This window comes from Variovorax sp. TLI9-5A (assembly GCF_056867935.1).
Map to the genome: position 1 here is coordinate 1,812,035 of NZ_CP200310.1, position 23,603 is coordinate 1,835,637.

Genomic DNA, 23,603 nt, shown 5'->3' on the forward strand with positions numbered 1-23,603 from the left:
CGGTGTGACGGTGTTGCGCATCGCGCAAGCATGGGTGCCGTCCCCTGTCATCGGAGGAGGAAGTATGAAATTCAAGGACCTGAGGATCAGCACACGGCTGGGGCTCGGCTTTGCGGCGATGCTGTTGCTTGTGGCCTGCATGGCCGGCGTCGGGCTATGGAGGCTGGCCAACGTGAGCCAGGCCACGGAGAAGATGATGACGCAGGCGCTGGCAAAGGAGCGCCTGGCCGGCGAATGGCAGAGCAATCTCAGGTCGACCTCCATCGCCACCATTGCCATGATCAAGGCGCCGGATGCCACGCTCGAAGCCTATTTCGCCAAGCTTCAGTCGACCGGCATGGAGCGTATCGCCTCGGTTCAGAAAGAGTTCCAGTCGAAGCTGAGCACGCCGGAGGAGAAAGCGCTCTACGACAGGGTCATGGTCGCGCGAACCAGGGTGCGCGAGACTGTGACGAACCTGACCATGCTCAAGGACCGGGGACGGCTCGAGGAAGCGCAGAAGATGGTCGATACCACTTTCTCGGAGGCGCTGGCCGCCTATGGCAGCGCAGTCGACAGGCTGGACCAGCACCAGCACGACGAGATCGACGCGGCTGCCCGCGATATCGCCGAAGACTATGTTTCAGGCCGAATCACGCTGCTGTCGCTGGCCGCCGCAGCCGTCGTGCTGGGTGCGCTGTTCGCCTGGCGCCTGAGCGCGGGCATCGTGCAGCCGCTGCGGCGTGCGCTCGTCGTGGCCGAGACCGTGGCCTCCGGCGACCTGCGTGTGGAAATCCGCGTGGAGAGCCGCGACGAGGCCGGCCTGCTGATGCAGGCACTCAAGGACATGAACCTGAGCCTTGCCAAGGTGGTCGGCGAAGTCCGCATCGGCACGGACACGATCGCTACGGCATCGAGCCAGATCGCTTCGGGCAACCAGGATCTTTCTTCGCGTACGGAAGAGCAGGCGAGCTCGCTGGAGCAGACGGCTGCTTCGATGGAAGAGCTGACCTCGACGGTCAAGCAGAACGCGGACAACGCCCGGCAGGCCAACCAGCTCGCGGTTTCCGCTTCCGAAGTCGCCATGAAGGGCGGCATGGTGGTGTCGCAAGTGGTGGACACCATGGAGTCCATCAATGCGTCGTCCAGGAAGGTGGTCGACATCATCGGCGTGATCGACGGCATCGCGTTCCAGACCAACATCCTGGCGCTCAATGCTGCGGTCGAAGCAGCCCGCGCAGGTGAGCAAGGCCGTGGCTTCGCGGTCGTCGCTTCGGAAGTCCGCAGCCTGGCCCAACGCTCTGCCGCAGCAGCCAAGGAGATCAAGACCCTGATCGGCGACTCCGTAGAGAAGGTCGAGGAGGGCAGCAAGCAGGTGGAAGAGGCCGGCCGCACGATGGACGAGATCGTCGACAGCGTGAGGCGCGTGACGGACATCATGGGCGAGATCACCGCAGCGAGCCGGGAGCAGAACTCGGGCATCGAGCAGATCAACCAGGCGATCACGCAGATGGATCAGGTCACGCAGCAGAACGCGGCGCTGGTCGAGGAGGCTTCGGCAGCAGCGCAATCGCTGCAGGAGCAGGCCGGCAGCCTCGTACAGACTGTGGGCATCTTCAAGCTGGATCCCGGTACAGGTGCCATGCAGCGCCCCAGCTTCAGCCCCATCACTCCCATCGCGAAGCCGGCCAAGGCGCTTTCCTCGCGCGGCGAGAAGCGGGCCGATCCCATGCGCCAGTTGGCCATGACCGGCGCCGACGGTAACGAATGGACCACTTTCTGATGACAAAGGGCTCAACTCTGGCGCACATGTGCCGATAACAGGACGACGGTGCTGGCGCATCCAACGAATGCGGCTGCGCGGTCTCACGCTAGAGAAGGAAGAAAGAGTATGAGCTTGCAGGATCTGACAAACGGCACTCGGCCAGGCCCGGGTTTCGCGGCGGCGCTGCTGCCGATGGCCCTGGCCATGGGTTTCGAGCGAGGCGATCAGGCGATCGTGCAGACGAATCTGGTCGCGCAGCAGCGCCCGGCCCTGGCCTGAGCGAGGACGAACGGACCATGCGCGTCAATCTTCCCGTCACCGGCACCGAATACGAACTGTCGCCGGACGCCGCCCTGGTGTCCCGCACCGACCTGAAGGGTCGCATCACCTACGTCAATCCGGCCTTCATCGAGGCCAGCGGCTTCACCGCGGCCGAACTCATGGGCAAGGCGCACAACATCGTGCGCCACCCCGACCTGCCGCCCGAGGCGTTTGCCGACCTGTGGCAGACGCTGGGTCAAGGCCTGCCCTGGACCGGGCTCATCAAGAACCGCCGCAAGAACGGCGACTTCTACTGGGTGCTGGCCAACGTCACGCCCATCCGCCGCGACGGCCGCACGCAGGGCTACATGTCCGTGCGCAGCAAGCCGGGCCGTGCCGAAGTGGCCGAGGCCGAGGCGCTGTACGCCCGCATCCGCGAAGGCCGCGCGAAGGACATCGAACTGCTGCAGGGCGAGGTGGTCTCGCGCGGCTGGACCGACCCGCTGGCCCGGCTGCGCCGCATCCCCGTGCGCCAGCGCGTCTTCGGCGCGACCGGCATGGGTGCGCTGCTGTCGCTGGGCCTCGGCGTCTTCGGCTGGATGGAAGCATCGCGGCTGGTCGCTTCCGCTGGTGCACAGAGCTGGCTGCCGGGTGCCATGGCCATCGGCGGTGCGGGCTTCACGCTGGCGTGGCTGGGCCTGGGGCAGTTCCTGGTGCGCACGGTGTTCCGCCCGCTGGACGAGGCGGTGCACGTCGCGCGTGCCATCGCGGGCGGCGATCTCGTGCGCTTCGATGTGCGGCGCGGTGACGAGATCACCGGACTGCTGCGTGCGCTGAACCAGATGAGCGCGAACCTGTTCGCCATCGTGGCGGACGTGGGCGCCAACGTGACGGGTGTGATGTCGGCTTCGAGCCAGATCGCTTCAGGTAATCAGGATCTGTCTTCGCGCACGGAGCAGCAAGCTAGTTCGCTCGAGCAGACGGCTGCTTCGATGGAGGAGTTGACCTCGACGGTCAAGCAGAACGCGGACAACGCTCGGCAGGCCAATCAGCTGGCTGTCTCTGCCTCGGAAGTGGCCGTGAAGGGCGGTAGCGTTGTGTCTCAGGTGGTCGACACGATGGGCTCGATCAATGCGTCGTCCAAGAAGATCGTGGACATCATCGGCGTGATCGATGGCATCGCCTTCCAGACCAACATCCTGGCACTCAACGCTGCCGTTGAAGCGGCTCGTGCCGGTGAACAAGGCCGTGGCTTTGCTGTTGTCGCCTCTGAAGTCCGCAGCCTCGCTCAACGCTCCGCTGCAGCAGCCAAGGAAATCAAGACCCTGATCGGCGACTCGGTAGAGAAGGTCGAAGAAGGCAGCAAGCAGGTGGAAGAGGCCGGCCGCACGATGGAAGAGATCGTGGGCAGCGTCAAGCGCGTGACGGACATCATGGGCGAGATCACGGCGGCGAGCCAGGAACAGACCTCGGGCATCGAGCAGATCAACCAGGCGATCACGCAGATGGACCAGGTCACGCAGCAGAACGCGGCGTTGGTCGAAGAAGCATCCGCAGCAGCGCAATCGCTGCAGGAACAGGCCGACGGCCTGGTGAAAGCCGTGCGGGTGTTCCGGGCCGAAACCGCCGAGGCCGTCGCCGAAGCCGCCTGAACCCACGCAGAAACGCCAACCCCATTCAAACCGGAGAAGAAAAGATGCTGAACAAGGCAAGAGATCCCCTGCAACAGGCCGCCTCGGGCTCGTCAGCCGCCACTGGCATGAGCCGCCTGGAGGTCGTGACCTTCAAGCTTGGCGAAGAGGAATACGGCATAGACATCCAGAAGGTGCAGGAGCTGCGCGGGTACGACGCGGTGACGCGGATCGCGAACGCGCCGGAGTACATCAAGGGCGTGGTGAATCTTCGCGGAATCATCGTTCCGATCATCGACATGCGCATCAAGTTCAAGCTGGGCGAGCCGACGTACGACCAGTTCACGGTGGTGATCGTGCTGAACATCGGCGGTCGCGTGGTGGGAATGGTGGTGGACAGCGTGTCGGACGTGATCACGCTGACGGGCGAGCAGATCAAGCCTGCGCCGGAGATGGGCTCGGTGCTGGATGCGGACTACCTGATCGGTCTTGGCACGCTGGAAGAGCGGATGCTGATCCTGGTGGATATCGACCGGCTCATGTCCAGCGAGGAGATGGGCCTGGTCGAAGCCGCCGCCACCGCCTGAGCCCCGGCGTCATGGCCGCGAGGCCTGGCCCGGCTTCCAACTTCCACCCTTGAACGCCTGCACCATGAACTTCCTCTCTAACCTCCGCATCGGCAACCGGCTGGCGCTGGCCTTCGCCATCGTCCTCGGCCTGACCGTGGTTTCGACTGCCATCGCGCTGGTCTCCTCGCGCAGCAACGCGGAAGCCACGCGGGTCATGATGCACAGCCCGCTGGCGAAGGAGAGGCTGATCTCCGACTGGTACGTGCTGACCTACTCGGCCATCGCCCGCACGTCGATGATCGCCCGCACGACCGACGAGAGCCTGCCGGTGGTGTTTGCCGACGTGATTTCCGACAGCGTGAAGAAGGGCAGCGAGACCATCGCCAAGGTCGAGAAGCTGCTGGTGACGGACGAGGAGAAGGCGATCCTGAAGTCCATCCTCGAACTGCGCGCGAAGTACCAGACCGCGAAGGACGACGTGGGCAAGGCCAAGGCGGGCGGTGACACGGTGGCGACTGCGCGCGTCTTCAAGGAAGTCTTCCAGCCGGCGGCCAAGGCCTATGAAACCCGTGTGCTGGATTTGCTCTCGCTGGAGCGCAAGGCCATCGACGACATGAGCGAGGCCATCGACGCGGCCAACACGCGCAGCTTCAACCTGCAGCTGCTGCTGACGGTGCTGGTCGTGGTCAGCGGCGGTGTCTTCGCGTTCTTCATCTCGCGCAGCATCGTGCGCCCGCTGGCGCAGGCCGTTCAGGTGGCCGAGACGGTGGCCGCTGGCGACCTGAGCGCGAACATCGAAGTGCGAAGCCGCGACGAGGCGGGACAGCTGATGGAAGCACTGAGGAAGATGAACATCAACCTGGCGAAGGTGGTGGGCGAAGTGCGAGAAGGGACCGAGACGATCGCGACGGCTTCGGGGCAGATTGCTTCGGGCAATCAGGATCTTTCCTCGCGTACCGAAGAGCAAGCCAGCTCGCTGGAGCAGACGGCTGCTTCGATGGAAGAGCTGACCTCGACCGTGAAGCAGAACGCGGACAACGCGCGGCAGGCCAATCAGCTGGCCATGTCCGCGTCCGAAGTCGCCGTCAGAGGTGGCAGCGTCGTTTCCCAGGTCGTCGACACCATGGGCTCGATCAATGCGTCGTCCAAGAAGATCGTGGACATCATCGGCGTAATCGATGGCATCGCTTTCCAGACCAACATCCTGGCACTGAATGCAGCCGTTGAAGCGGCTCGTGCAGGCGAGCAGGGGCGCGGCTTCGCGGTGGTTGCTTCGGAAGTCCGCAGCCTCGCTCAACGCTCCGCTGCAGCAGCCAAGGAAATCAAGACCCTGATCGGCGACTCGGTAGAGAAGGTCGAAGAGGGCAGCAAGCAGGTGGAAGAAGCCGGCCGCACGATGGAAGAGATCGTCGGAAGTGTGAAGCGCGTGACGGACATCATGGGCGAGATCACGGCGGCGAGCCAGGAACAGACCTCGGGCATCGAACAGATCAACCAGGCGATCACCCAGATGGACCATGTCACGCAGCAGAACGCCGCGCTGGTCGAAGAAGCATCCGCGGCAGCGCAATCGCTTCGCGAGCAGGCCGGAAGCCTGTCGCAGGTGGTCGGCGTGTTCCGCCTGGGTGACAGCGACGTTGCCAGTCCGGCGCATCGGCTCGCGTTCGCAGCTTCGGCGGCGTGAAGAAAAGAACAGAGGGCAAAACAATGCAGTGGTTCCAGAACCTTCGCGTCACCGTCCGGCTGATCCTCAGCTTTCTCGTGGTCGCGGCAATAGGTGCCGCCGTGAGTGCGCTCGGCATCTTTCACATGGGGCGCATCAGTGCTTCGACCGAAGCGCTCTACGCCAACGAGCTTCGTGCCCTGCAGGGCGTGCAGGAAGCCAACATCCACCTGCTGTATGCCAGCCGCGCGCAGATGACGCTGCTGTCGGCCAGCACGCTCGGCGAACGCAATGCAGGCGCGAACGAGGTCAAGGCGTCCATCGAGAGCCTCGCGGCGCGCGCCGCCGAGCTCAAGTCCTTCTTCGGCGAAACCGAGGAGGGCGCGAAGCTGTTCGGCCAGTTCGAAGGACTGATCGGGCCGCTGACGGCACACATGAACGATTTCGTGGCCTTGCTGAAAAAGCAGCCACTGGACAGCACCCAGTTCGACAGCCAGGTGAGCGAGGACAGCGCGCGCCTTCTGAAGGAGTCGCGCGGGCTGGAAGAAGTGCTGCGCCGCATGGTCGCCCACAGCAAGGATCTCGCCCTCGAGCGCGCGGTGCAGGCCGACGGAACCTACAAGACCTCCAGGCTGACGATGCTCGCTCTGGCGCTGGCCGGCATCGTGGTCAGCGTCGGGCTGGGCGTGCTGGTGGCGCGCCTGATGGGGCGGCAGCTGGGCGGCGAGCCGCAGTACGCCGCCGACGTGGTCGGCCGCATCGCCGGCGGCGATCTGTCGCTGGCGGTCGAGGCCGACGCCGCGCACGATGCCAGCTTGTTGCGCTCCATCCAGAAGATGCAGTCGCAGCTGACGTCGGTCGTCCTGGAGATCAAGGGTTCGAGCGACACCATCGCCAAGGCCTCGGAGCAGATTGCGGCGGGCAACCAGGACTTGTCTTCGCGCACGGAGCAGCAGGCGAGTTCGCTGGAGCAGACGGCTGCTTCGATGGAGGAGCTGACTTCGACGGTCAAGCAGAACGCGGACAACGCTCGGCAGGCCAACCAACTGGCTGTCTCTGCCTCGGAAGTGGCCGTGAAGGGCGGTAGCGTCGTGTCTCAGGTGGTCGACACCATGGGCTCGATCAATGCGTCGTCCAAGAAGATCGTGGACATCATCGGTGTGATCGACGGCATCGCGTTCCAGACCAACATCCTGGCGCTGAATGCAGCCGTTGAAGCGGCTCGTGCAGGTGAACAAGGCCGTGGCTTTGCGGTTGTCGCCTCCGAAGTCCGCAGCCTCGCTCAGCGATCCGCTGCAGCAGCCAAGGAAATCAAGACCCTGATCGGCGACTCGGTAGAGAAGGTCGAAGAAGGCAGCAAGCAGGTCGAAGAGGCCGGCCGCACGATGGAAGAGATCGTCGGAAGTGTGAAGCGCGTGACGGACATCATGGGCGAGATCACGGCAGCCAGCCAGGAACAGACCTCAGGCATCGAGCAGATCAACCAGGCGATCACGCAGATGGACCAGGTCACGCAGCAGAACGCGGCGCTGGTCGAAGAGGCTTCGGCAGCAGCGCAATCGCTGCAGGAACAGGCCGGCAGCCTGGTGCGCGCAGTGAGCATCTTCAAGCTCGACGCCAACGCCGTCGCCACCGTGCGCCCCGGCTTCACGCGCATCACGCCGATCCCGAAGCCCGCCAAGGCCTCGCCCACGCGCAAGGAACCCTCGGCTGCCCCGCAGCTCGCGGTGGCAGGCGACGCCAAGGGCGACTGGACCGAGTTCTGAGCAAGAGGCTGTCCCACATGCAGACCGCGAACGCCGCGAGGCGCGACCCCGCCTTTGTCTCCCTGGCACGCACCATGACCCTCGGCGCCGCCGTGGGCATGCTGCTCGTGGCTGCGCTGGTGCTGGCGGTCTTCTACGCGATGGCTTCCGCGCAGCAGCAACGCAGCGCCGCGCAGTATGCCAACGCCAAGGCAGAGGCCATCGCCCGCTCGCTGGACATCTTCGACCAGACCATGCGCCTCACTGCGGAGAATGCCTTCGGCGTCTTCAGGCGCCAGTTCGCGCCCGACTTCGTTCTGGACGAGGCCGCGCAGGGCGCGTTGAGCAGCGACGGCAAGCCCGTCGACGCTGCGCGCATCGCGGAAGTGGATGCTTTCGCGCGCGACTTCCCCGGCGCCAACGCCACGGTGTTCGTGGCGCAGGGCGACGAATTCCGCCGCGTCACCACCTCGGTGAAGAAGGAAAGCGGCGAACGGGCCGTCGGAACGCTGCTGGATCGCAAGAGCGGAGCCTATCCGGTGCTGCGCGAAGGCAAGCGCTTCGTGGGGCGCGTCATGCTGTTCGGCCGCCCGTACATGACGGTCTATGAGCCGGTGCGCGATGCGGCCGGGCGCGTCGTCGCGGTGCTCTATATAGGGCTGGACATCTCCCGGCAGCAGGCCTCCTTCGGCGAAGCCGTCGGGATGACGCGGATCTTCGACACCGGCGGGCTCTACATCGTCAACCCCGCCGGTGGCGCCGAGGCGGCAACGCTCGTATTTCATCCGTCGGCGGCCGGCAAGAAGCTGTCCGAATTCCTGCCGGGTGCGGATGCGGCCGGCTGGCTGTCGCGGATCGCGGCGGCCCCGGATGCGACGTGGATCGACGATGCGCAGCCGGTTCTCGCGCCAGCGAACGGCCAGCGGCGCTATGCCTCGGTGGCCAGGAGCGATGCGACGGGCTGGCTGGTGGTGGCCGAGCTTCCCGCTTCGGAAGTGCTTGCGGTGCTCTATCGCCAGATGGCCTGGATCGGCGCCTGCATCGTGCTGGCCGCCCTGGTGCTGGGCGCCGCGCTGATCGTCTTCATCCGCCGCACGGTGCGCCCCCTGGGACTGCTGAGCGAGCATGTGCAGGCCCTCGGCCAGGGCGACCTGTCGCGCCGGCTGACTTCGGAGCGCCGCGACGAGATGGGCGTGATCACCCGCGCCGTGGAGAACATGCGCGAGAGCCTTGCCGGCGTGGTCGGCGGTGTGCGCGACAGCAGCGACGCCATCGCCACCGCCTCGGGCCAGATCGCGAGCGGCAACCAGGACCTTTCGTCGCGCACGGAAGAGCAGGCGAGCTCCCTGGAACAGACGGCGGCGTCGATGGAAGAACTCACCGGCACCGTCAAGCAGAACGCCGACAACGCACGGCAGGCCAACCAGCTGGCGCTGTCGGCCTCCGCAGTGGCGCTCAAGGGCGGCGCCGTGGTCGGGCAGGTGGTGGACACGATGGCCTCGATCCATGCCTCGTCGAAGAAGATCGTGGATATCACCGGCGTGATCGACGGCATCGCCTTCCAGACCAACATCCTCGCCCTGAATGCGGCGGTCGAAGCGGCCCGCGCCGGTGAGCAGGGCAAAGGCTTCGCAGTCGTGGCTTCCGAGGTGCGCAGTCTTGCTCAACGCTCCGCTGCCGCCGCGAAGGAGATCAAGGGCCTGATCGACGACTCGGTCGGCAAGGTCGATGCAGGCACTGCCCTGGTGGGTGAGGCCGGAAAGACCATGGAAGAGATCGTGGGCAGTGTCGGGCGCGTGACCGACATCATCGGGGAGATCAGCGCGGCCAGCCAGGAGCAGACCTCCGGCATCGAGCAGATCAACCAGGCGATCACGCAGATGGACCAGGCCACGCAGCAGAACGCCGCGCTGGTCGAAGAGGCCTCGGCCGCTGCCCAGTCGCTGCAGGAGCAGGCTGCCAGCCTGGTGCGCGCGGTCAGCATCTTCAAGCTCGACGCGGGCCGGCAAGCCACGCCCCGGACACAGGCCGCAAGCCCGCCCGCCGCGCGCATCAAGCCGTCGTTGCCCGAGCGGCCGCAACTGGCGGTGGCCGGTGCAGGCGACTGGCGCGAATTCTGACGAACTCCGGGCAAAACCAGAAACACACCGTACCGGGCTCCGGCCCCAAGGAAAAGATCATCAAAGCCTTCTACAACCTCAAGATCGCGACCAAGCTGCTCGTGTCTTTCGTCGCCGTTCTCATGCTCACCGCATGCCTGGGCGTGATTTCGATGATGCAGCTCGCCAAGGTCCACGAGACCTCCATCGACCTCTCGATCAACTGGCTGCCGGCCACGCGCTCGCTGCTGGAGCTCAAGGGCATGGTGGCGAACTATCGCTCGCAGGAAATGGCGCATGCCCTCTCGGGTTCGTTCAACGAGATGGCCGCTTACGAGAAGGCGATGGACGAATCGTGGGCGGCGCTGCAGAAGAAGCGCAGCGTGTACGCCGGGCTCATCTCGGAGCCCGAGGAGCGCGAGGTCTTCCCGGTGTTCGAGAAGCTTCTTGCGCAATACGAGCTGGAGCACAGGAAGATCGTTGCCGTCTCGCACACGCAGGACACCGATCAGGCCAGTGCCATGATCCGCGGCAAGTCTCAGCAGCTCAGCGGCGAGATGAATGCCGCGCTCGACAAGCTGACGCAGGTGAACCTGGCGGGTGCCGTCCGCGCGGGCGAGACGGCGAACGCCGTTCACCAGCAGGCCAGGCTCTGGGTTCTGGGCCTGCTGCTGGGCGCCGTGGCGCTGGGCCTGGGGCTGGCGCTGTGGATCGCGCGCATCGTCGCCCGCCCGCTGGAAGAGGCCGTGAAGGTCGCGCAATCGGTGGCTGGTGGCGACCTCACCAGCCACATCGAGGCGCAGACGACGGACGAGACCGGGCAGTTGCTGGAAGCGCTGAAGGGCATGAACGACAGCCTGGTGAAGATCGTCAGCGAGGTGCGCACCGGTACCGACACGATCGCGACGGCTTCGGGGCAGATTGCTTCGGGCAACCAGGATCTTTCGTCGCGTACGGAAGAGCAGGCGAGTTCGCTGGAGCAGACGGCCGCTTCTATGGAGGAGCTGACTTCGACGGTCAAGCAGAACGCGGACAACGCCCGACAAGCCAATCAGCTGGCTGTCTCTGCCTCGGAAGTGGCCGTGAAGGGCGGTAGCGTCGTGTCCCAGGTCGTCGACACGATGGGCTCGATCAATGCGTCTTCCAAGAAGATCGTGGACATCATCGGAGTGATCGATGGCATCGCGTTCCAGACCAACATCCTCGCGCTGAATGCAGCCGTTGAAGCGGCTCGTGCAGGCGAGCAGGGTCGCGGCTTCGCAGTGGTTGCTTCGGAAGTCCGCAGCCTCGCTCAGCGCTCCGCTGCAGCCGCCAAGGAAATCAAGACCCTGATCGGCGACTCGGTAGAGAAGGTCGAAGAGGGCAGCAAGCAGGTGGAAGAAGCCGGCCGCACGATGGAAGAGATCGTCGGAAGTGTGAAGCGCGTGACGGACATCATGGGCGAGATCACGGCAGCCAGCCAGGAACAGACCTCAGGCATCGAGCAGATCAACCAGGCGATCACGCAGATGGACCAGGTCACGCAGCAGAACGCCGCGCTGGTCGAAGAGGCTTCGGCAGCAGCGCAATCGCTGCAGGAACAGGCCGGCAATCTCGTCCAGTCCGTGAGTGTCTTCAAGCTCGACGCCAATGCCGTCGCCAGCATCCGCCCCGGGTTCACGCGCATCACGCCGATTCCAAAGCCCGCAAAGCCCGCGCCGAAGCGCCCCGCCAAGGCCTTGCCCACCCGCAATCAACCCGCAGCCGCTCCACAGCTCGCCATGGCCGGTGACGCCAAGGGCGACTGGACCGAATTCTGAAACGCGTAGGAGGAAGTCAAATGAACCTGAAGGATCTGAAAATCGGAACCCGCCTGGGACTCGGCTTTGCAGCCGTTCTGCTCCTGATGGCGGTCATCGCGGTCACCGGCATGCTGCGGCTGGCGAGCGTGGGCAAGGCCACGGAGGACTTGATGCAGCGCGCGCTGGTCAAGGAACGGCTGGCCAACCAGTGGTCCGTTCTGCTGGGGCCGGCCATCGTGAACTCCTTCGCGATGGTCAAGTCGACCGACCCCAAGTCGGTTGCCTACTTCGAGAAGGCGCGGGCCGACAAGTCGGTGCAGATCAACCCGGTGCAGAAGAAGCTCGAGGAGCTGCTGACCTCGCCCGAGGAGAAGAAGCTGTATTCCGCCATCGCCGATCCGCGCAGCGTGGTGCTGGCGCTCGTCGGGAACATCAACAAGCTCAAGGCCGAGGGGAAGGACGAGGAGGCCATGGTGATGGCCGACACGCAGTTCGCAGCCGCGCTCGCCGTCTACGAGGAGGCCGTGGGCAAGCTCGCCGCGTACCAGCGCGATCGCATCGACGAGCTGGCCAAGGGCATCGATGCCGACCACACGACCGGCGAAAGAACGCTGCTGGTGCTTTCCGTCATTGCGCTGGTGCTGGGCGCGCTGTTCGCGTGGCGTCTGACGGTGGGTATCGTGCGCCCGCTGGGCCATGCGGTGGAAGTCGCGCAGACGGTGGCGGCGGGCGACCTGAGCTCGAACATCACGGTGGAAAGCCGCGACGAGACGGGCAAGCTGATGCATGCGCTGCGCGAGATGAACGCGAGCCTGGCGAAGGTGGTCGGTGAGGTGCGTGAAGGGACCGAGACGATTGCGACGGCTTCGGGGCAGATTGCCTCGGGCAACCAGGACTTGTCTTCGCGCACGGAGCAGCAGGCTAGTTCGCTGGAGCAGACCGCTGCGTCGATGGAGGAGCTGACTTCCACCGTGAAGCAGAACGCGGACAACGCTCGTCAGGCCAATCAGCTGGCCGTGTCGGCCTCCGAGGTCGCGGTCAAGGGCGGTAGCGTCGTCTCGCAAGTGGTCGACACCATGGGCTCGATCAATGCGTCGTCCAAGAAGATCGTGGACATCATCGGTGTGATCGACGGCATCGCCTTCCAGACCAACATCCTGGCGCTCAATGCAGCCGTTGAAGCTGCCCGCGCCGGCGAGCAGGGTCGCGGCTTCGCAGTGGTTGCTTCGGAAGTCCGCAGCCTCGCTCAGCGTTCCGCTGCAGCCGCCAAGGAAATCAAGACCCTGATCGGCGACTCTGTAGAGAAAGTCGAAGAAGGCAGCAAGCAGGTCGAAGAGGCCGGCCGCACGATGGAAGAGATCGTGGGCAGCGTGAAGCGGGTGACGGACATCATGGGCGAGATCACCGCAGCCAGCCAGGAGCAGACCTCGGGCATCGAGCAGATCAACCAGGCGATCACACAGATGGATCAGGTCACGCAGCAGAACGCGGCGCTGGTCGAGGAGGCTTCGGCAGCGGCGCAATCGCTGCAGGAACAGGCCGGCAGCCTGGTGCGCGCAGTGAGCATCTTCAAGCTCGACGCCAACGCCGTCGCCACCGTGCGCCCCGGCTTCACGCACATCACGCCGATCCCGAAGCCCGCCAAACCGGCGCCGAAGCGACCGGCCAAGGCTTTGCCCACGCGCAAGGAACCCAAGGCAGCACCGCAGTTGGCCATGGCCGGCGATGCCAAGGGCGACTGGACCGAGTTCTGACCGGCCCGGCCCTCAACTTTCGGCGGCCGCTGCCGATATAGACGCTGAGGCGCCGACGCGATCGGTGCCACTCCAACTCTCACACCTCATCGACAGGTAAAGCCATATGTCCGGAAGTTTGTTCTACACGGGTCTGAGCGGCCTCGGCGTTGCACGCACCGCGCTGATGACCACGGCCCACAACACGGCCAACGCGTACACCGCCGGCTACAGCCGCCAGGTCGCCGAAATCGCCACCGGCACGGCCCTCTCCAGCGGCTCGGGCTTCATCGGCTCGGGCGCCAACGTCTCGACCATCTCGCGCAGCTACGACCGCTACCTGACGGCGCAGCTCTCCATCGCGCAGTCGGCCTCGGCGGCGCTCGCCACCAACGGCACGCAGGTCAACCGCATCGACACGCTGCTGGCCGACAAGACCTCGGGCATCGCGCCGCTGATGCAGAGCTTCTTCACCAGCGTCCAGGGCGTGGCCAACACGCCGGCCGACCCGGCCGCCCGCCAGCAGATGATCAGCTCGGCGCAGGCGCTGGCCAACAAGTTCCGCGCGACCGACCAGTACCTGTCGGACCTGAACTCCTCCGTCAACGACCAGATCGTCGGCAGCGTCGATCAGATCAACACCTTCGCCAGCAAGATCGCCAGCCTGAACAACCAGATCAGCCAGATCAGCGCCATGGCCGGCGGCCAGCCGCCCAACGACCTGCTCGACCAGCGCGACCAGCTCGTGAGCCAGCTGAGCCAGGTGGTCGACGTGAAGGTGCTGCAGCAGGACAACGGCAAGTACAACGTGTTCATCGCCACCGGCCAGTCGCTGGTGGTGGGCGACTACGCCGCCACCATGGCCGCGGTGAACTCGGCCGCCGACCCGACGCGCAAGGCCGTGGCCCTGCAGGGCTTCGCCGGCAACACTTCCGAGCTGCCCGACGGCGTCATCACCGGCGGCGTGCTCGGCGGCCTGCTGTCCTTCCGCAACGACACTCTCATTCCCACGCAGAACGCCATCGGCCGGCTCGCCATGTCGGTGGCCGACTCGGTGAACGCGCAGCACAAGCTGGGCGTGGACCTGAGCGGCGCGCTGGGCAAGGACTTCTTCACGCAGTCCGTGCCGGTCGCGCTCTCCAACGCGAAGAACGCGGGCAACCTCGAACTCAACGCCACGCTCACCAACGCGTCGCAGCTCACCACCAGCGACTACGGCGTGGCCGTCACCGACGTGGCGGGCACGCTCACCTACACGGTCACCCGGCTCTCGGACAAGACCTCGATGGGCAGCTTCACAACCTTCCCTATTACCTTCGACGGCGTGAGCCTCTCGGCCGCCAGCGGCACGGCGCAGGCCGGCGACTCGTTCCTGATCCAGCCCACGCGCACCGGTGCGCGCGACCTCGACGTGGTGACGCGCGACCCGGCCAAGGTGGCCGCCGCCTCGCCTATCGTCACCGGCAACACCGCCGGCAACAAGGGCAGCGGCGCGCTGGGCGCCGCCACCGTGGACGCGAGCTACCCCGCGACGCCGCTGGCCGGCACCGTCACGCTGAGCTTCGACGCCACCACCGGCAACCTCACGGGCTTTCCCGCCACCTCGCCCGTGACGGTCACGCTGGCCAACGGCACCTCCACCACCTATGCGGCCGGCGCGCCCGTGCCCTACACTGCCGGCGCGAAGATGAGCTTCGACGGCGTCACCGTCAGCATGACCGGTGCGCCCGCGCAGGGCGACACCTTCACCATCGGCAAGAACACGGCCGGTGTCTCCGACGGCAGCAACGCGCTGCTGCTGGGCGCGCTGCAGCGCAAGACCACCATGGCCAACGGCACCGCGACCTTCAACGGCGCGTATTCGCAGATCGTCAGCGAAGTGGGCAACCGCGCCATGGCCATCAAGGTGGCGGCCACCACGCAGGACAGCGTCACCAGCCAGATCAAGGCCAGCCAGCAGGGCATCTCCGGCGTGGTGCAGGACGAGGAAACCGCCAACCTGCTGATGTTCCAGCAGATGTACCAGGCCAACGCGAAGGTGATCCAGACCGCGTCGACCATCTTCGACACCATCCTCGGCATCCGGGGCTGAGCCCGATAGCGGGTCTCACCAAGGGCAGACAAGAAACAAGGCAAGGCAGGCAAAGCGATGCGCATCAGCTCCCAATCCTTCTACGAACAGAACGTGCTGGCCATGGGCCAGCAGCAGCAGAAGCTGTTCAGGGTCCAGCAGCAGCTGGCGACCAACTCCAAGTTCCTCAGCGCCGGCGACGATCCGGTGGGCGCGGCGCGCTCGCTGGGCGTCAGCCAGTCGCTGTCGGAGATCTCGCAGTACGCCACCAGCCGCCAGCGCGCTGCGCTGTCGCTGTCCACCGAGGAGAACGCGCTCAACTCGGTGACCTCGATCCTGCAGAACATCAAGACGCTCACCGTGGCGGCGGGCAATGGCACGATCTCGGACGCAGACCGCGCATCGCTGGCGACCACCATCCAGAGCGCCTACGACCAGCTCGTGGGCGTGGCCAATACCGACGACGGCAACGGCCAGTACCTGTTCGCGGGCTTCAAGAGCGGCTCGCCGCCCTTCGTGGCCACGACCGGCGGCGGCGTGCAGTACGTGGGCGACCAGGGCCAGCGGCTGATGCAGGTCGACGTGGCGCGCCAGATGCCCACTTCGGACGACGGCCGCACCATCTTCCAGTCGGTGCAGGGCGGCGCGGGCTACGTGGCCTCGGGCGCCGCAAGCAACACCGGCACCGGCGTGTTCAGCACGGTGAGCGTGACCGACGCCACCGCGCCGAACTACGGCAAGGACTTCACCATCACCTTCAGCGCCACCGACTACACGGTGACGACCAAGGACACGCCGCCGGTCGTCGCGGCCACCGGCCCGATCTCGGCGGGCACGCCCATTTCCTTCGGCGGTGTCCAGATCAAGTTCACCGGCACGCCGGCGGCGGGCGACAGCTTCGACGTGTCCACCGCGCAGAACGCCGGCACCGACGTGTTCGCGGCCATCGGTGAGCTGGTGAGCGCGCTGCGCACCCCGCTCACGGGCGGCGCGGCCGCCCAGGCCAGGCTGCAGAACGCACTGAGCACCGCCAACGTGAAGGTGACGAACGCGCACGACAACGTGCTCACCGTGCTGTCGTCGGTGGGCTCGCGCCAGAGCGAGATCGACGCGCTGGATTCGGGCGGCGCGGCACGCAAGCTGCAGGAGCAGTCGTACATGTCTTCCATCGAAGACCTCGACCCGTACAGCGCGATCGCGGAGTTCTACCAGCGGCAGACTTCGCTGCAGGCCACGCAGATGACCTTCGCCAAGCTCAACAGCATTTCGTTGTTCAACTATCTGTAGCCGGGTCCGCCGGCACCTGGCCCGAGAGTCGACGAAACAACAACTCCCAGATCGTCAGGGCCGGTAGCGAGAAAGGGTAGTCGCCGCGCAGGGCAGCATGCGCAGGCGCAAGGAGTTCGTGACCGTCCGCGCGGGCACGGGCAGCGTGATACGAAAACCTGGGAGCACGAGCGTGTGGGAATTCGTTCTTTCCGCGTGGAAGGCTGAGCTGGTCAACTATCCCATCCTTCTGATGCAGTCGGCGGCATTGCTGGGCGTCTTCAGCCTGGTGCTGATGCTGTCGAAGCCATCCGAAGCGGTGCTGCATTCGCGCGCGAGCTTCTACGGCTGGACGATGGGCCTGACCGGGTTCGTCCTCATCGCGATGGCGTTCCAGCTGATGAACCTGCCGTCCAAGCCGTACATCGGCTCCGACCTGCTTTTCATGGCGGGCCTGCTGGGCGGATGGCGGGGCGGCGCGATCGGCTGGGCATTGATCGTGGGCGCAAGGTTCCTTTTCGGCGGGACTCACCAGGCGCCGGCCTTCCTGCTCGACATGTCCATGCTGGTGCTTGGCGGCATCGTCATGCACTACCGCCTCGGCCACAAGCCGATCTCGTCCTTCGGCTGGCGCGACATACGCAACGCATGGCTCGTGCGAGTGCTGTTCTCCGTGCTCTCGAGCGGACTGATCCAGGTTCTCGAGCTGGTTCCCACCATGATCAACGCACGGGTCTTCGCGCTGCGCATCCTCGGTTGCGCGCTGTCGCTGGTGATCATCGGGTGCATGCTCGCCCTGCTGCGCAGGGATGCACGCGAAAGGGAGTCGCGCGCCCGCGCATTGGCCATGTCGCGCACCAACCTGCTGACCGGGCTTCCCAACCGGCGCGCGCTCAGCGAGTTTCTCGACAGGCTGCTGGAGGCCGACCCCAGGCAGCACGTGCTGATGACCTTCCAGGTCGCGAACCTCAAGGACATGGTTCGCGCCCTCGGCCACGACTGGACGGACCACTTCTGGGGGCAGCTTTCCAGCAACCTCACCAAGGGGCAGGCGGGCCAGAATCTCGAAGCCTTCCGCCCCCACAGCTTCCAGCTGAGCGACCTCTCCCTGACCGTGGTGCTGCAGGGGGCGTCGCTCGAATGGATGGAGCGGGAGCAGATGGCGCCGCGGGTGCAGGCCGAGGTGGTGGCGACGCTTCGTACCACCCACATCGCCTACATGCAGCTGCAGCTGCGCATCGGCATCTCGAACGTCCGCATGGGCTCGCAGGTGAATGTCTCCTCGATCCTGCGTGACCTGAGCCTCGCGTTGCAGAGCAACGAGCAGATGGTCCGCTACTTCCATTCGTCGTTCGCGGAGCAGTCCGACAGGGACGAGGATGTCCGGCGCCTGCTGATCGACTGGATCCGCACGGCGAACCCGCCCATGCAGTACCAGCCGAAGTTCCACCTGATGACGCGCCATGTGTGCGGCGCGGAGGCCCTGCTGCGGGCGCGATCCATGAAGGACCAGCCGCTGCCGCCGCCCTACGTGATCGAGATCGCGACCCGCCACCAGCTCCTGTCGCAGCTCGAATGGTGCACGCTGGAAGTCGTGGCGCGGGACATCAAGCGCTGCGTTGCCGCCGGCTATCCGATACCGCTGGCCGTCAACATCTCGGCGACCACCCTGACCCTGCCGCGTTTCGGCGATCGCGTGCTGGCGTTTCTCGATCTGCTGAGCGTTCCGCCCCGGCTGCTTTTCATCGAGATCACGGAAAGCGGCCACGTGCCCGACGTGGAGACGGTACGCACCAACATCGTCGTGCTGCAGCGCGCGGGGGTCGGGCTCTCCCTGGACGACTTCGGAACCGGCTACTCCGCGCTGACGACGCTGGCCACCATTCCGTTCTCGGAGGTGAAGATCGACCACAGCATGATCTCGCGCATCGACCAGCCGCGCATGCGCGAGGCCGTGTCCCTCGCGCTCGAAAGCGCGACGCGCTACAACGCCACGCTGGTCGCGGAGGGCGTGGAGACGGAAGCCCAGTCGGCGCTGCTGCTGGAGATGGGGGTGCTCTTCGGCCAGGGCTACCTGTTCTCCAAGGCGATCTCCATGGAGGCGCTGATCCAGATGGCTCGGCGAAAGGGCGCGTTCTGCGCGGATGGAACACTGAAGAGCCCGATGCCCGTACGAGCCTGAGAAGAAAGGACTGCCATCCCCTCGCGCGCCATTGAACGGCTCGAGCGGCGTGAACCACCAGGTTGCAGATACCCGATCATGATCGTCAGCTTCCAATCCATCGACGAACGGGCCCGGCTGGAGGACTTTCTCCGGCTCATCAAGCCGATCTCCGTGGGGACCCAGGTGATCGGGCTCATGTTCTGGGGTGCGGCATGGTGGCTGGCGGACCCGGGCTACCGGTACGTGACCTGGCAAATGGCGCTGCTCGCATGCAGCGTGGCCCTGTGCATCGCCGGGAGCTGCGCGACCCGATTTCTCTCGTTCTTCTCGATCATCTCCGTGTGGCTGCTGAGCCTGGGTTTCTCCATGCTCATGTCGGAGAGTCCCGATCGCCAGGTCTGGGCGGTTTCCATGGGCGTGATCGTCTCGGTCGTGGGCGCGCCGCTCTTCTCCCGATTGAGTCTGTCGGCGTTGGCGAGCGGGGGTGCATGGCTGATCATGGGAGGAGGCGACTGGGTCGGAACTCCCCATGGCCTGGATCCCGGCTGGACTCTGCTGATGCCTTGCGGGACCATCACCATGGGCCTGCTCATGCACGTCATCTTCGCGAAGCTGCACCGCGAGAGCCTGCGGCTGCGCCAGGAGCTCGAGCAGCTCGCATACAAAGACGTGCTCACGGACATGAACAACCGCCGCAAGCTTCTGGGCGACATCCAGAGCATTCATGAGCAAGGCCGGCTCGGCAAAGGATGCTTCCTGATGATCGACGTGGACGACTTCAAGAAGATCAACGACGACTTCGGCCATGCGATGGGAGATCTGGCCCTGCAGCGGATCGCGGCCGTGCTCAGGGAGGTCGCCATCGGGAATGCATTCGGCAGGCTGGGCGGAGAGGAGTTCGGCATCATGCTGGATGGCGGAGGCGAGAGGCATGCGCAGGCGGTGGCGAGCCGGATCCTGGAGCAGGTGCGCGTCATACGCATCGAGGGCCGGCCCGTCACGGTGAGCGTGGGCATATCGGGCGAGGGGCGGCAGCGCGCTCCTTCCGTGCTGATCCGCGAAGCCGACGTTGCGCTCTACGAAGCCAAGCGCCTGGGCAAGGACCGGTTCGTCCTGCATGGCGCGGCCAACTGAATTCGCGCCCCATCAGGGCCGCAGGCCCTGCGTGAAGCGCAGCATGCCGGCGATGCCCTGCACGAAGCGCGGCTCCAGGAAGGCGCCGAGGTTCGGCATCAGCAGCTGCAGCATGAAGATGCCCGCCAGCAGCGTCAGCGGAAAGCCCACCGCGAAGATGCTGAACTGCGGCGAGGCGCGGTTCAGGATGCCCATGGCCAGGTTCAGCGTGAGCAGGGCGGTGATGAGCGGCAGCGACAGCATCAGCCCGCTCGCGAAGATCTCGCCCCCGCCCAGCACCAGGAACATCCAGCCGCCGGAAGCCAGCGGCGCATCGGCCACGGGCAGGGTGTGGAAGCTCTCGGCCAGCGCGTTCAGCATCAGCAGGTGCCCGTCGAGCGCCAGGAAGATCAGCATCGCCAGCATGTTGAGCAGCCGCGCCACCACCATGGTGCTGCCGTGGCTCATCGGGTCGAAGAAGGAGGCGAAGGACAGGCCCATCTGCAGCCCGATGTACTCGCCGGCCGCCAGCACGGCCGTGAACACCAGGCGCATGCTGAAGCCCATGGCCGCGCCGACCAGCACCTGCTGCATGATGATCCAGACGCCGCCCACGGACACCACCGGCACGGCGGGCAGCGGCCCGATGGTGGGCGAGACCACGAACGCCAGCATCGCGGCCATGGCCACCTTCACCGGGCGCGGCACCCAGGGCTCGCCGAAGACGGGCGCGGTGCTCACCAGTGCGAGCATGCGCACGAAGGGCCAGAGAAAGGCGACGATCCAGCCCTCGAGCTGCGCCGAGGTGACCGAAATGATCGACGGCGTCACGTTGGCCCGGACCGCGTCAGGCCAGCAGCTGCGGAATGCCCGCGAACAGCGCGCGCATGTAGTCCAGCATGCGGTCGAGCATCCACGGGCCCGCGACCACGAGCGTCGCGAACACCGCGAGCAGCTTCGGAATGAAGGAGAGCGTGGCCTCGTTGATCTGCGTGGCGGCCTGGAAGATGCTCACGATCAGGCCGATGATCAGCGCCACCAGCAGCAGCGGCGCGCCGATCAGCAGCGAGATTTCCATGGCCCGGTGGCCCATGGTCATGACGGATTCGGGGGTCATCTCTGCGCGGGCCCTAGAGGTAGAAGCTCTGCGCCAGCGCGCCGATGAGCAGTTGCCAGCCGTCGGCCAGCACGAAGAGCATCAGCTTGAAGGGCAGCGCGATGGACGCCGGCGGCACCATCATCATGCCCATGGACATCAGCACGCTCGCCACCACGAGGTCGATGATGAGAAAGGGAATGAAGATGGTGAAGCCGATCTGGAAGGCCGTCTTCAGCTCGCTGATGACGAAGGAAGGCAGCAGGATGCGCAGCGGCACGTCTTCGGGCCCCTGCATTTCGGGCACCTTGGCGAGCCGCGCGAAGAGTGCGAGGTCGCTCTCTCGGGTCTGCTTGAGCATGAAGGTCTTGAAGGGCGCGATGCCGCGCTCCATGGCCTTCTCGGCACTGATCCTGTTTTCGGAGAAGGGCTTGTAGGCCTCGTCGTAGGCCTTGTCGAGCACCGGCGCCATCACGAAGAAGGTGAGGAACAGCGACAGCCCCACCAGGATCTGGTTGGGCGGCGAGGTCTGCGTGCCGATGGCGGTGCGCAGCAAGCCCAGCACGATGAGGATGCGCGTGAAGCTGGTCATCGACAGCAGCAGCGCGGGCAGGAAGGTGAGCGAGGTCAGCAGCACCATGGTCTGCACGCTCAGCGACCAGGTCTGGCTGCCGCCGGGGCCGGGTGTGCTGGTGATGCCGGGCAGGCCTTGTGTCCAGGCGGCTGCGGGCACCAGGGCGGCGGCGAGCAGCAGCAGCGCGGCGCGCAGGCCGCGGCGCAATGCGGGGCGGGTCATGGGGCGGGGTGTTGTTGCCGTGGCTGCTGCGTCTTGCCGGTGAGCGATTCGCGCAGCTTGCGGGCAAAGAGTTCGACGGGGGTCGCAGGCGCCGATGCCATTGCCGCGCCGGCCTGCGTGTGGGGCTGGGCCTGCGCCGGCAGCGTGTGCAGCGTATTGACCTGGCTCGGGGTGACGCCCAGCACCAGCCAGGTGTCGGCCACTTCGACCACCACCACGCGCTCGCGCTGACCGACGGCAGCGCTCGAAACCACCTTCACCAGGTGGCCGCCGCCCAGCCGCTGGAGGCCGAAGCGCCGCGCCAGCCAGGCGCACAGGAAGATCAGGCCGACCACCATCGCCATGCCGAAGCCCGCCTGCAGCAGGCCCGAGGCGCCGACGGCGGCCGGCGCCACTTCGTGGACGGGTGTGGGCACGGTGGGAAGGCTCATGCCCGTGCGAGCTTCTGCATGCGCTCGGAGGGCGTGACGATGTCGGTCAGGCGGATGCCGTACTTCTCGTTCACCACCACCACCTCGCCCTGCGCGATCAGGTAGCCGTTGATCAGAACGTCCAGCGGCTGGCCGGCCAGGCCGTCGAGCTCCACCACCGAGCCCTGCGACAGCTGCAGCAGGTTCTTGATGGTGATGCGCGTGCGGCCGATCTCTGCGGTGAGCTGCACAGGCACGTCGAGCACGCGCGCGATGTCCACCGGCGTGGTGCTGCCGGCCGGCACGGGCGCGGCGGCGGGAGCGTCCTGGATCTGCTGGAAGACCTGCGCGGTGGCGGGTGCCACGGCGGGAGCCGGTGCTGCGGTTGCGGCAGTGGCGGCCGTCTGCTCGGCCAGCGCGCTGGCCCAGTCGTCCGCTTCGCTGCCGGCGGAAGAGGTGTTGTCAGTCATGTTCGTTCTTCAGGTCGCTGTCTTGATGGGTGATCATGTTCTGCACGCGCAGTGCATAGCGTTCGTTGGAGGTGCCGTAGCCGCACTCCATCACCGGCACGCCGCCCACCTTGGCGACGACCGTTTCCGGCAGCTCGATGGGAATCACGTCGCCGACGCGCAGCTTCATCACCTCGCCGATGGTCGAGGGCATGGTCACGAAGTCGGCCACCAGTTCCACGTCGGCGGACTGCATCTGGCGCGACATCTGCGTGACCCAGCGCTTGTCGACCTCGACCTCGTCCTGGATCGGGTTGGACAAGAGGTCGCGGATCGGCTCGATCATCGAGTAGGGCAGGCACACATGCAGGAAGCCGCCGATGGGGCCGAACTCGATCTGCAGCGTGGTGTTGATCACCACCTCGTTGGGCGCGACGATGTTGGCGAGCTTGCCGTGCATCTCCGCGCGCACGTAGTCGAAATCGAGCGGGAACACCGGCTGCCACGCGTCGCCATAGCACTGCAGCGACAGGTCGAGCAGGCGCTTGATGATGCGCTGCTCGGTGCGCGTGAAGTCGCGGCCTTCCACGCGCACGTGGTAGCGCCCGTCGCTGCCGAAGAGGTTGTCCACCACGAGGAACACCAGCTTCGGGTCGAACACGAAGAGGGCGGTGCCGCGCAGCGGCTTCATGTGGATCATGTTGATGTTCGCGGGCACCGGCAGGTGCCGCACGAACTCGCCGAACTGCTGGATCTGCACCGGCCCCACCGAGATGTCGGGGCTGCGCCGCATGAAGTTCAGAAGCGCGCTGCGCAGGCCGCGCGCGAATCGGTCGTTGATGACCTCCAGCGTGTGCATGCGGTTGCGCACCACGCGGTCGGGCGCACCGAGGTCGTAGGCGGGCAGCCCGTCCTTCGGCGGTGGGGGAGGGGGCGCCTGGTCGACGTCGCCGGTGACGCCTTGCAGCAGCGCATCGACCTCGTCCTGCGAGAGCACCTGTTCATACGCCAT

Annotated in this window: 19 protein-coding genes; 13 read left to right on the forward strand and 6 right to left on the reverse strand. The window is 65.9% G+C overall.

The features are described 5' to 3' along the window. Positions 1-64 precede the first annotated feature (64 nt). The 13 genes from AC1VNX_RS08900 to AC1VNX_RS08960 all read left to right on the forward strand — a co-directional run bounded on the left by AC1VNX_RS08900 (position 65) and on the right by AC1VNX_RS08960 (position 19,861). Positions 65-1,762, forward strand: a complete 1,698-nt coding sequence (locus tag AC1VNX_RS08900) for a methyl-accepting chemotaxis protein (RefSeq protein ID WP_483156367.1) — start codon at positions 65-67, stop codon at positions 1,760-1,762. A gap of 108 nt (positions 1,763-1,870) precedes the next feature. Further along, complete coding sequence (locus AC1VNX_RS08905) at positions 1,871-2,023, forward strand: hypothetical protein (protein ID WP_483156368.1); 153 nt, start codon at positions 1,871-1,873, stop codon at positions 2,021-2,023. Positions 2,024-2,040: 17 nt separating this feature from the next. Continuing rightward, positions 2,041-3,657 carry a methyl-accepting chemotaxis protein gene (locus AC1VNX_RS08910; protein ID WP_483156369.1) on the forward strand — a complete coding sequence of 539 codons (1,617 nt, stop codon included), beginning with the start codon at positions 2,041-2,043 and terminating at the stop codon, positions 3,655-3,657. 107 nt (positions 3,658-3,764) lie between these two features. Then, positions 3,765-4,223, forward strand: a complete 459-nt coding sequence (locus AC1VNX_RS08915) for a chemotaxis protein CheW (RefSeq protein ID WP_483161912.1) — start codon at positions 3,765-3,767, stop codon at positions 4,221-4,223. Between the two features lie 64 nt (positions 4,224-4,287). Beyond that, positions 4,288-5,889 carry a methyl-accepting chemotaxis protein gene (locus tag AC1VNX_RS08920; RefSeq protein ID WP_483156370.1) on the forward strand — a complete coding sequence of 534 codons (1,602 nt, stop codon included), beginning with the start codon at positions 4,288-4,290 and terminating at the stop codon, positions 5,887-5,889. A 23-nt stretch (positions 5,890-5,912) separates the two neighbouring features. Then, positions 5,913-7,634: a methyl-accepting chemotaxis protein gene (locus AC1VNX_RS08925; RefSeq protein WP_483156371.1), complete on the forward strand. Its 1,722-nt coding sequence runs from the start codon at positions 5,913-5,915 to the stop codon at positions 7,632-7,634. A gap of 17 nt (positions 7,635-7,651) precedes the next feature. Next, a complete protein-coding gene (locus AC1VNX_RS08930) occupies positions 7,652-9,733 on the forward strand; it encodes a methyl-accepting chemotaxis protein (protein ID WP_483156372.1) in 2,082 nt (693 codons plus the stop codon). A 59-nt stretch (positions 9,734-9,792) separates the two neighbouring features. Beyond that, positions 9,793-11,511, forward strand: coding sequence for a methyl-accepting chemotaxis protein (locus tag AC1VNX_RS08935; protein WP_483161914.1), 1,719 nt, complete (start codon positions 9,793-9,795; stop codon positions 11,509-11,511). Between the two features lie 20 nt (positions 11,512-11,531). Continuing rightward, a complete protein-coding gene (locus AC1VNX_RS08940; RefSeq protein ID WP_483156373.1) occupies positions 11,532-13,247 on the forward strand; it encodes a methyl-accepting chemotaxis protein in 1,716 nt (571 codons plus the stop codon). A gap of 106 nt (positions 13,248-13,353) precedes the next feature. Further along, a complete protein-coding gene (gene flgK / locus AC1VNX_RS08945) occupies positions 13,354-15,318 on the forward strand; it encodes a flagellar hook-associated protein FlgK (protein ID WP_483156374.1) in 1,965 nt (654 codons plus the stop codon). A gap of 57 nt (positions 15,319-15,375) precedes the next feature. Continuing rightward, the gene (flgL, locus tag AC1VNX_RS08950; RefSeq protein WP_483156375.1) at positions 15,376-16,584 is read left to right on the forward strand and encodes a flagellar hook-associated protein FlgL; all 1,209 of its coding nucleotides are present in this window, start codon (positions 15,376-15,378) and stop codon (positions 16,582-16,584) included. A gap of 97 nt (positions 16,585-16,681) precedes the next feature. Then, complete coding sequence (locus AC1VNX_RS08955; protein WP_483156376.1) at positions 16,682-18,745, forward strand: EAL domain-containing protein; 2,064 nt, start codon at positions 16,682-16,684, stop codon at positions 18,743-18,745. Positions 18,746-18,823: 78 nt separating this feature from the next. Continuing rightward, a complete protein-coding gene (locus AC1VNX_RS08960; protein WP_483156377.1) occupies positions 18,824-19,861 on the forward strand; it encodes a GGDEF domain-containing protein in 1,038 nt (345 codons plus the stop codon). 12 nt (positions 19,862-19,873) lie between these two features. Here the strand turns inward: AC1VNX_RS08960 and fliR are convergent, their stop codons facing one another. Genes fliR through fliM form a run of 6 tightly spaced genes read right to left on the reverse strand, consistent with a single transcriptional unit; the run spans position 19,874 to position 23,603 of the window. After that, the gene (gene fliR, locus AC1VNX_RS08965) at positions 19,874-20,659 is read right to left on the reverse strand and encodes a flagellar biosynthetic protein FliR (protein ID WP_483161916.1); all 786 of its coding nucleotides are present in this window, start codon (positions 20,657-20,659) and stop codon (positions 19,874-19,876) included. Between the two features lie 28 nt (positions 20,660-20,687). Beyond that, complete coding sequence (fliQ, locus tag AC1VNX_RS08970; RefSeq protein ID WP_483156378.1) at positions 20,688-20,957, reverse strand: flagellar biosynthesis protein FliQ; 270 nt, start codon at positions 20,955-20,957, stop codon at positions 20,688-20,690. Between the two features lie 13 nt (positions 20,958-20,970). Beyond that, a complete protein-coding gene (gene fliP / locus AC1VNX_RS08975; RefSeq protein ID WP_260319401.1) occupies positions 20,971-21,732 on the reverse strand; it encodes a flagellar type III secretion system pore protein FliP in 762 nt (253 codons plus the stop codon). Beyond that, positions 21,729-22,163, reverse strand: a complete 435-nt coding sequence (fliO, locus tag AC1VNX_RS08980; protein ID WP_483156379.1) for a flagellar biosynthetic protein FliO — start codon at positions 22,161-22,163, stop codon at positions 21,729-21,731. Before fliO ends, fliP begins: the two co-directional genes overlap by 4 nt. After that, positions 22,160-22,612 (reverse strand): flagellar motor switch protein FliN, encoded by a 453-nt coding sequence (gene fliN / locus AC1VNX_RS08985; RefSeq protein ID WP_483156380.1) that lies wholly within the window; start codon positions 22,610-22,612, stop codon positions 22,160-22,162. The genes fliO and fliN overlap by 4 nt, the downstream gene beginning before the upstream one ends. Next, on the reverse strand, positions 22,605-23,603 hold the full coding sequence (gene fliM, locus AC1VNX_RS08990) for a flagellar motor switch protein FliM (RefSeq protein WP_483156381.1): 999 nt from the start codon (positions 23,601-23,603) through the stop codon (positions 22,605-22,607). Before fliM ends, fliN begins: the two co-directional genes overlap by 8 nt.

Excerpts from the sequence above, each read along its gene's own strand:
- AC1VNX_RS08940 (WP_483156373.1), top strand. The coding sequence starts at position 11,532 with ATGAACCTGAAGGATCTGAAAATCGGAACCCGCCTGGGACTCGGCTTT.
- AC1VNX_RS08900 (WP_483156367.1), top strand. The coding sequence starts at position 65 with ATGAAATTCAAGGACCTGAGGATCAGCACACGGCTGGGGCTCGGCTTT.
- AC1VNX_RS08930 (WP_483156372.1), top strand. The coding sequence starts at position 7,652 with ATGCAGACCGCGAACGCCGCGAGGCGCGACCCCGCCTTTGTCTCCCTG.
- fliM (WP_483156381.1), bottom strand. The coding sequence starts at position 23,603 with ATGGCGTATGAACAGGTGCTCTCGCAGGACGAGGTCGATGCGCTGCTG.
- AC1VNX_RS08955 (WP_483156376.1), top strand. The coding sequence starts at position 16,682 with ATGCGCAGGCGCAAGGAGTTCGTGACCGTCCGCGCGGGCACGGGCAGC.
- fliN (WP_483156380.1), bottom strand. The coding sequence starts at position 22,612 with ATGACTGACAACACCTCTTCCGCCGGCAGCGAAGCGGACGACTGGGCC.
- fliO (WP_483156379.1), bottom strand. The coding sequence starts at position 22,163 with ATGAGCCTTCCCACCGTGCCCACACCCGTCCACGAAGTGGCGCCGGCC.
- AC1VNX_RS08960 (WP_483156377.1), top strand. The coding sequence starts at position 18,824 with ATGATCGTCAGCTTCCAATCCATCGACGAACGGGCCCGGCTGGAGGAC.
- fliQ (WP_483156378.1), bottom strand. The coding sequence starts at position 20,957 with ATGACCCCCGAATCCGTCATGACCATGGGCCACCGGGCCATGGAAATC.
- AC1VNX_RS08915 (WP_483161912.1), top strand. The coding sequence starts at position 3,765 with ATGAGCCGCCTGGAGGTCGTGACCTTCAAGCTTGGCGAAGAGGAATAC.
- AC1VNX_RS08925 (WP_483156371.1), top strand. The coding sequence starts at position 5,913 with ATGCAGTGGTTCCAGAACCTTCGCGTCACCGTCCGGCTGATCCTCAGC.
- AC1VNX_RS08905 (WP_483156368.1), top strand. The coding sequence starts at position 1,871 with ATGAGCTTGCAGGATCTGACAAACGGCACTCGGCCAGGCCCGGGTTTC.
- AC1VNX_RS08920 (WP_483156370.1), top strand. The coding sequence starts at position 4,288 with ATGAACTTCCTCTCTAACCTCCGCATCGGCAACCGGCTGGCGCTGGCC.
- AC1VNX_RS08910 (WP_483156369.1), top strand. The coding sequence starts at position 2,041 with ATGCGCGTCAATCTTCCCGTCACCGGCACCGAATACGAACTGTCGCCG.
- flgL (WP_483156375.1), top strand. The coding sequence starts at position 15,376 with ATGCGCATCAGCTCCCAATCCTTCTACGAACAGAACGTGCTGGCCATG.
- flgK (WP_483156374.1), top strand. The coding sequence starts at position 13,354 with ATGTCCGGAAGTTTGTTCTACACGGGTCTGAGCGGCCTCGGCGTTGCA.
- fliP (WP_260319401.1), bottom strand. The coding sequence starts at position 21,732 with ATGACCCGCCCCGCATTGCGCCGCGGCCTGCGCGCCGCGCTGCTGCTG.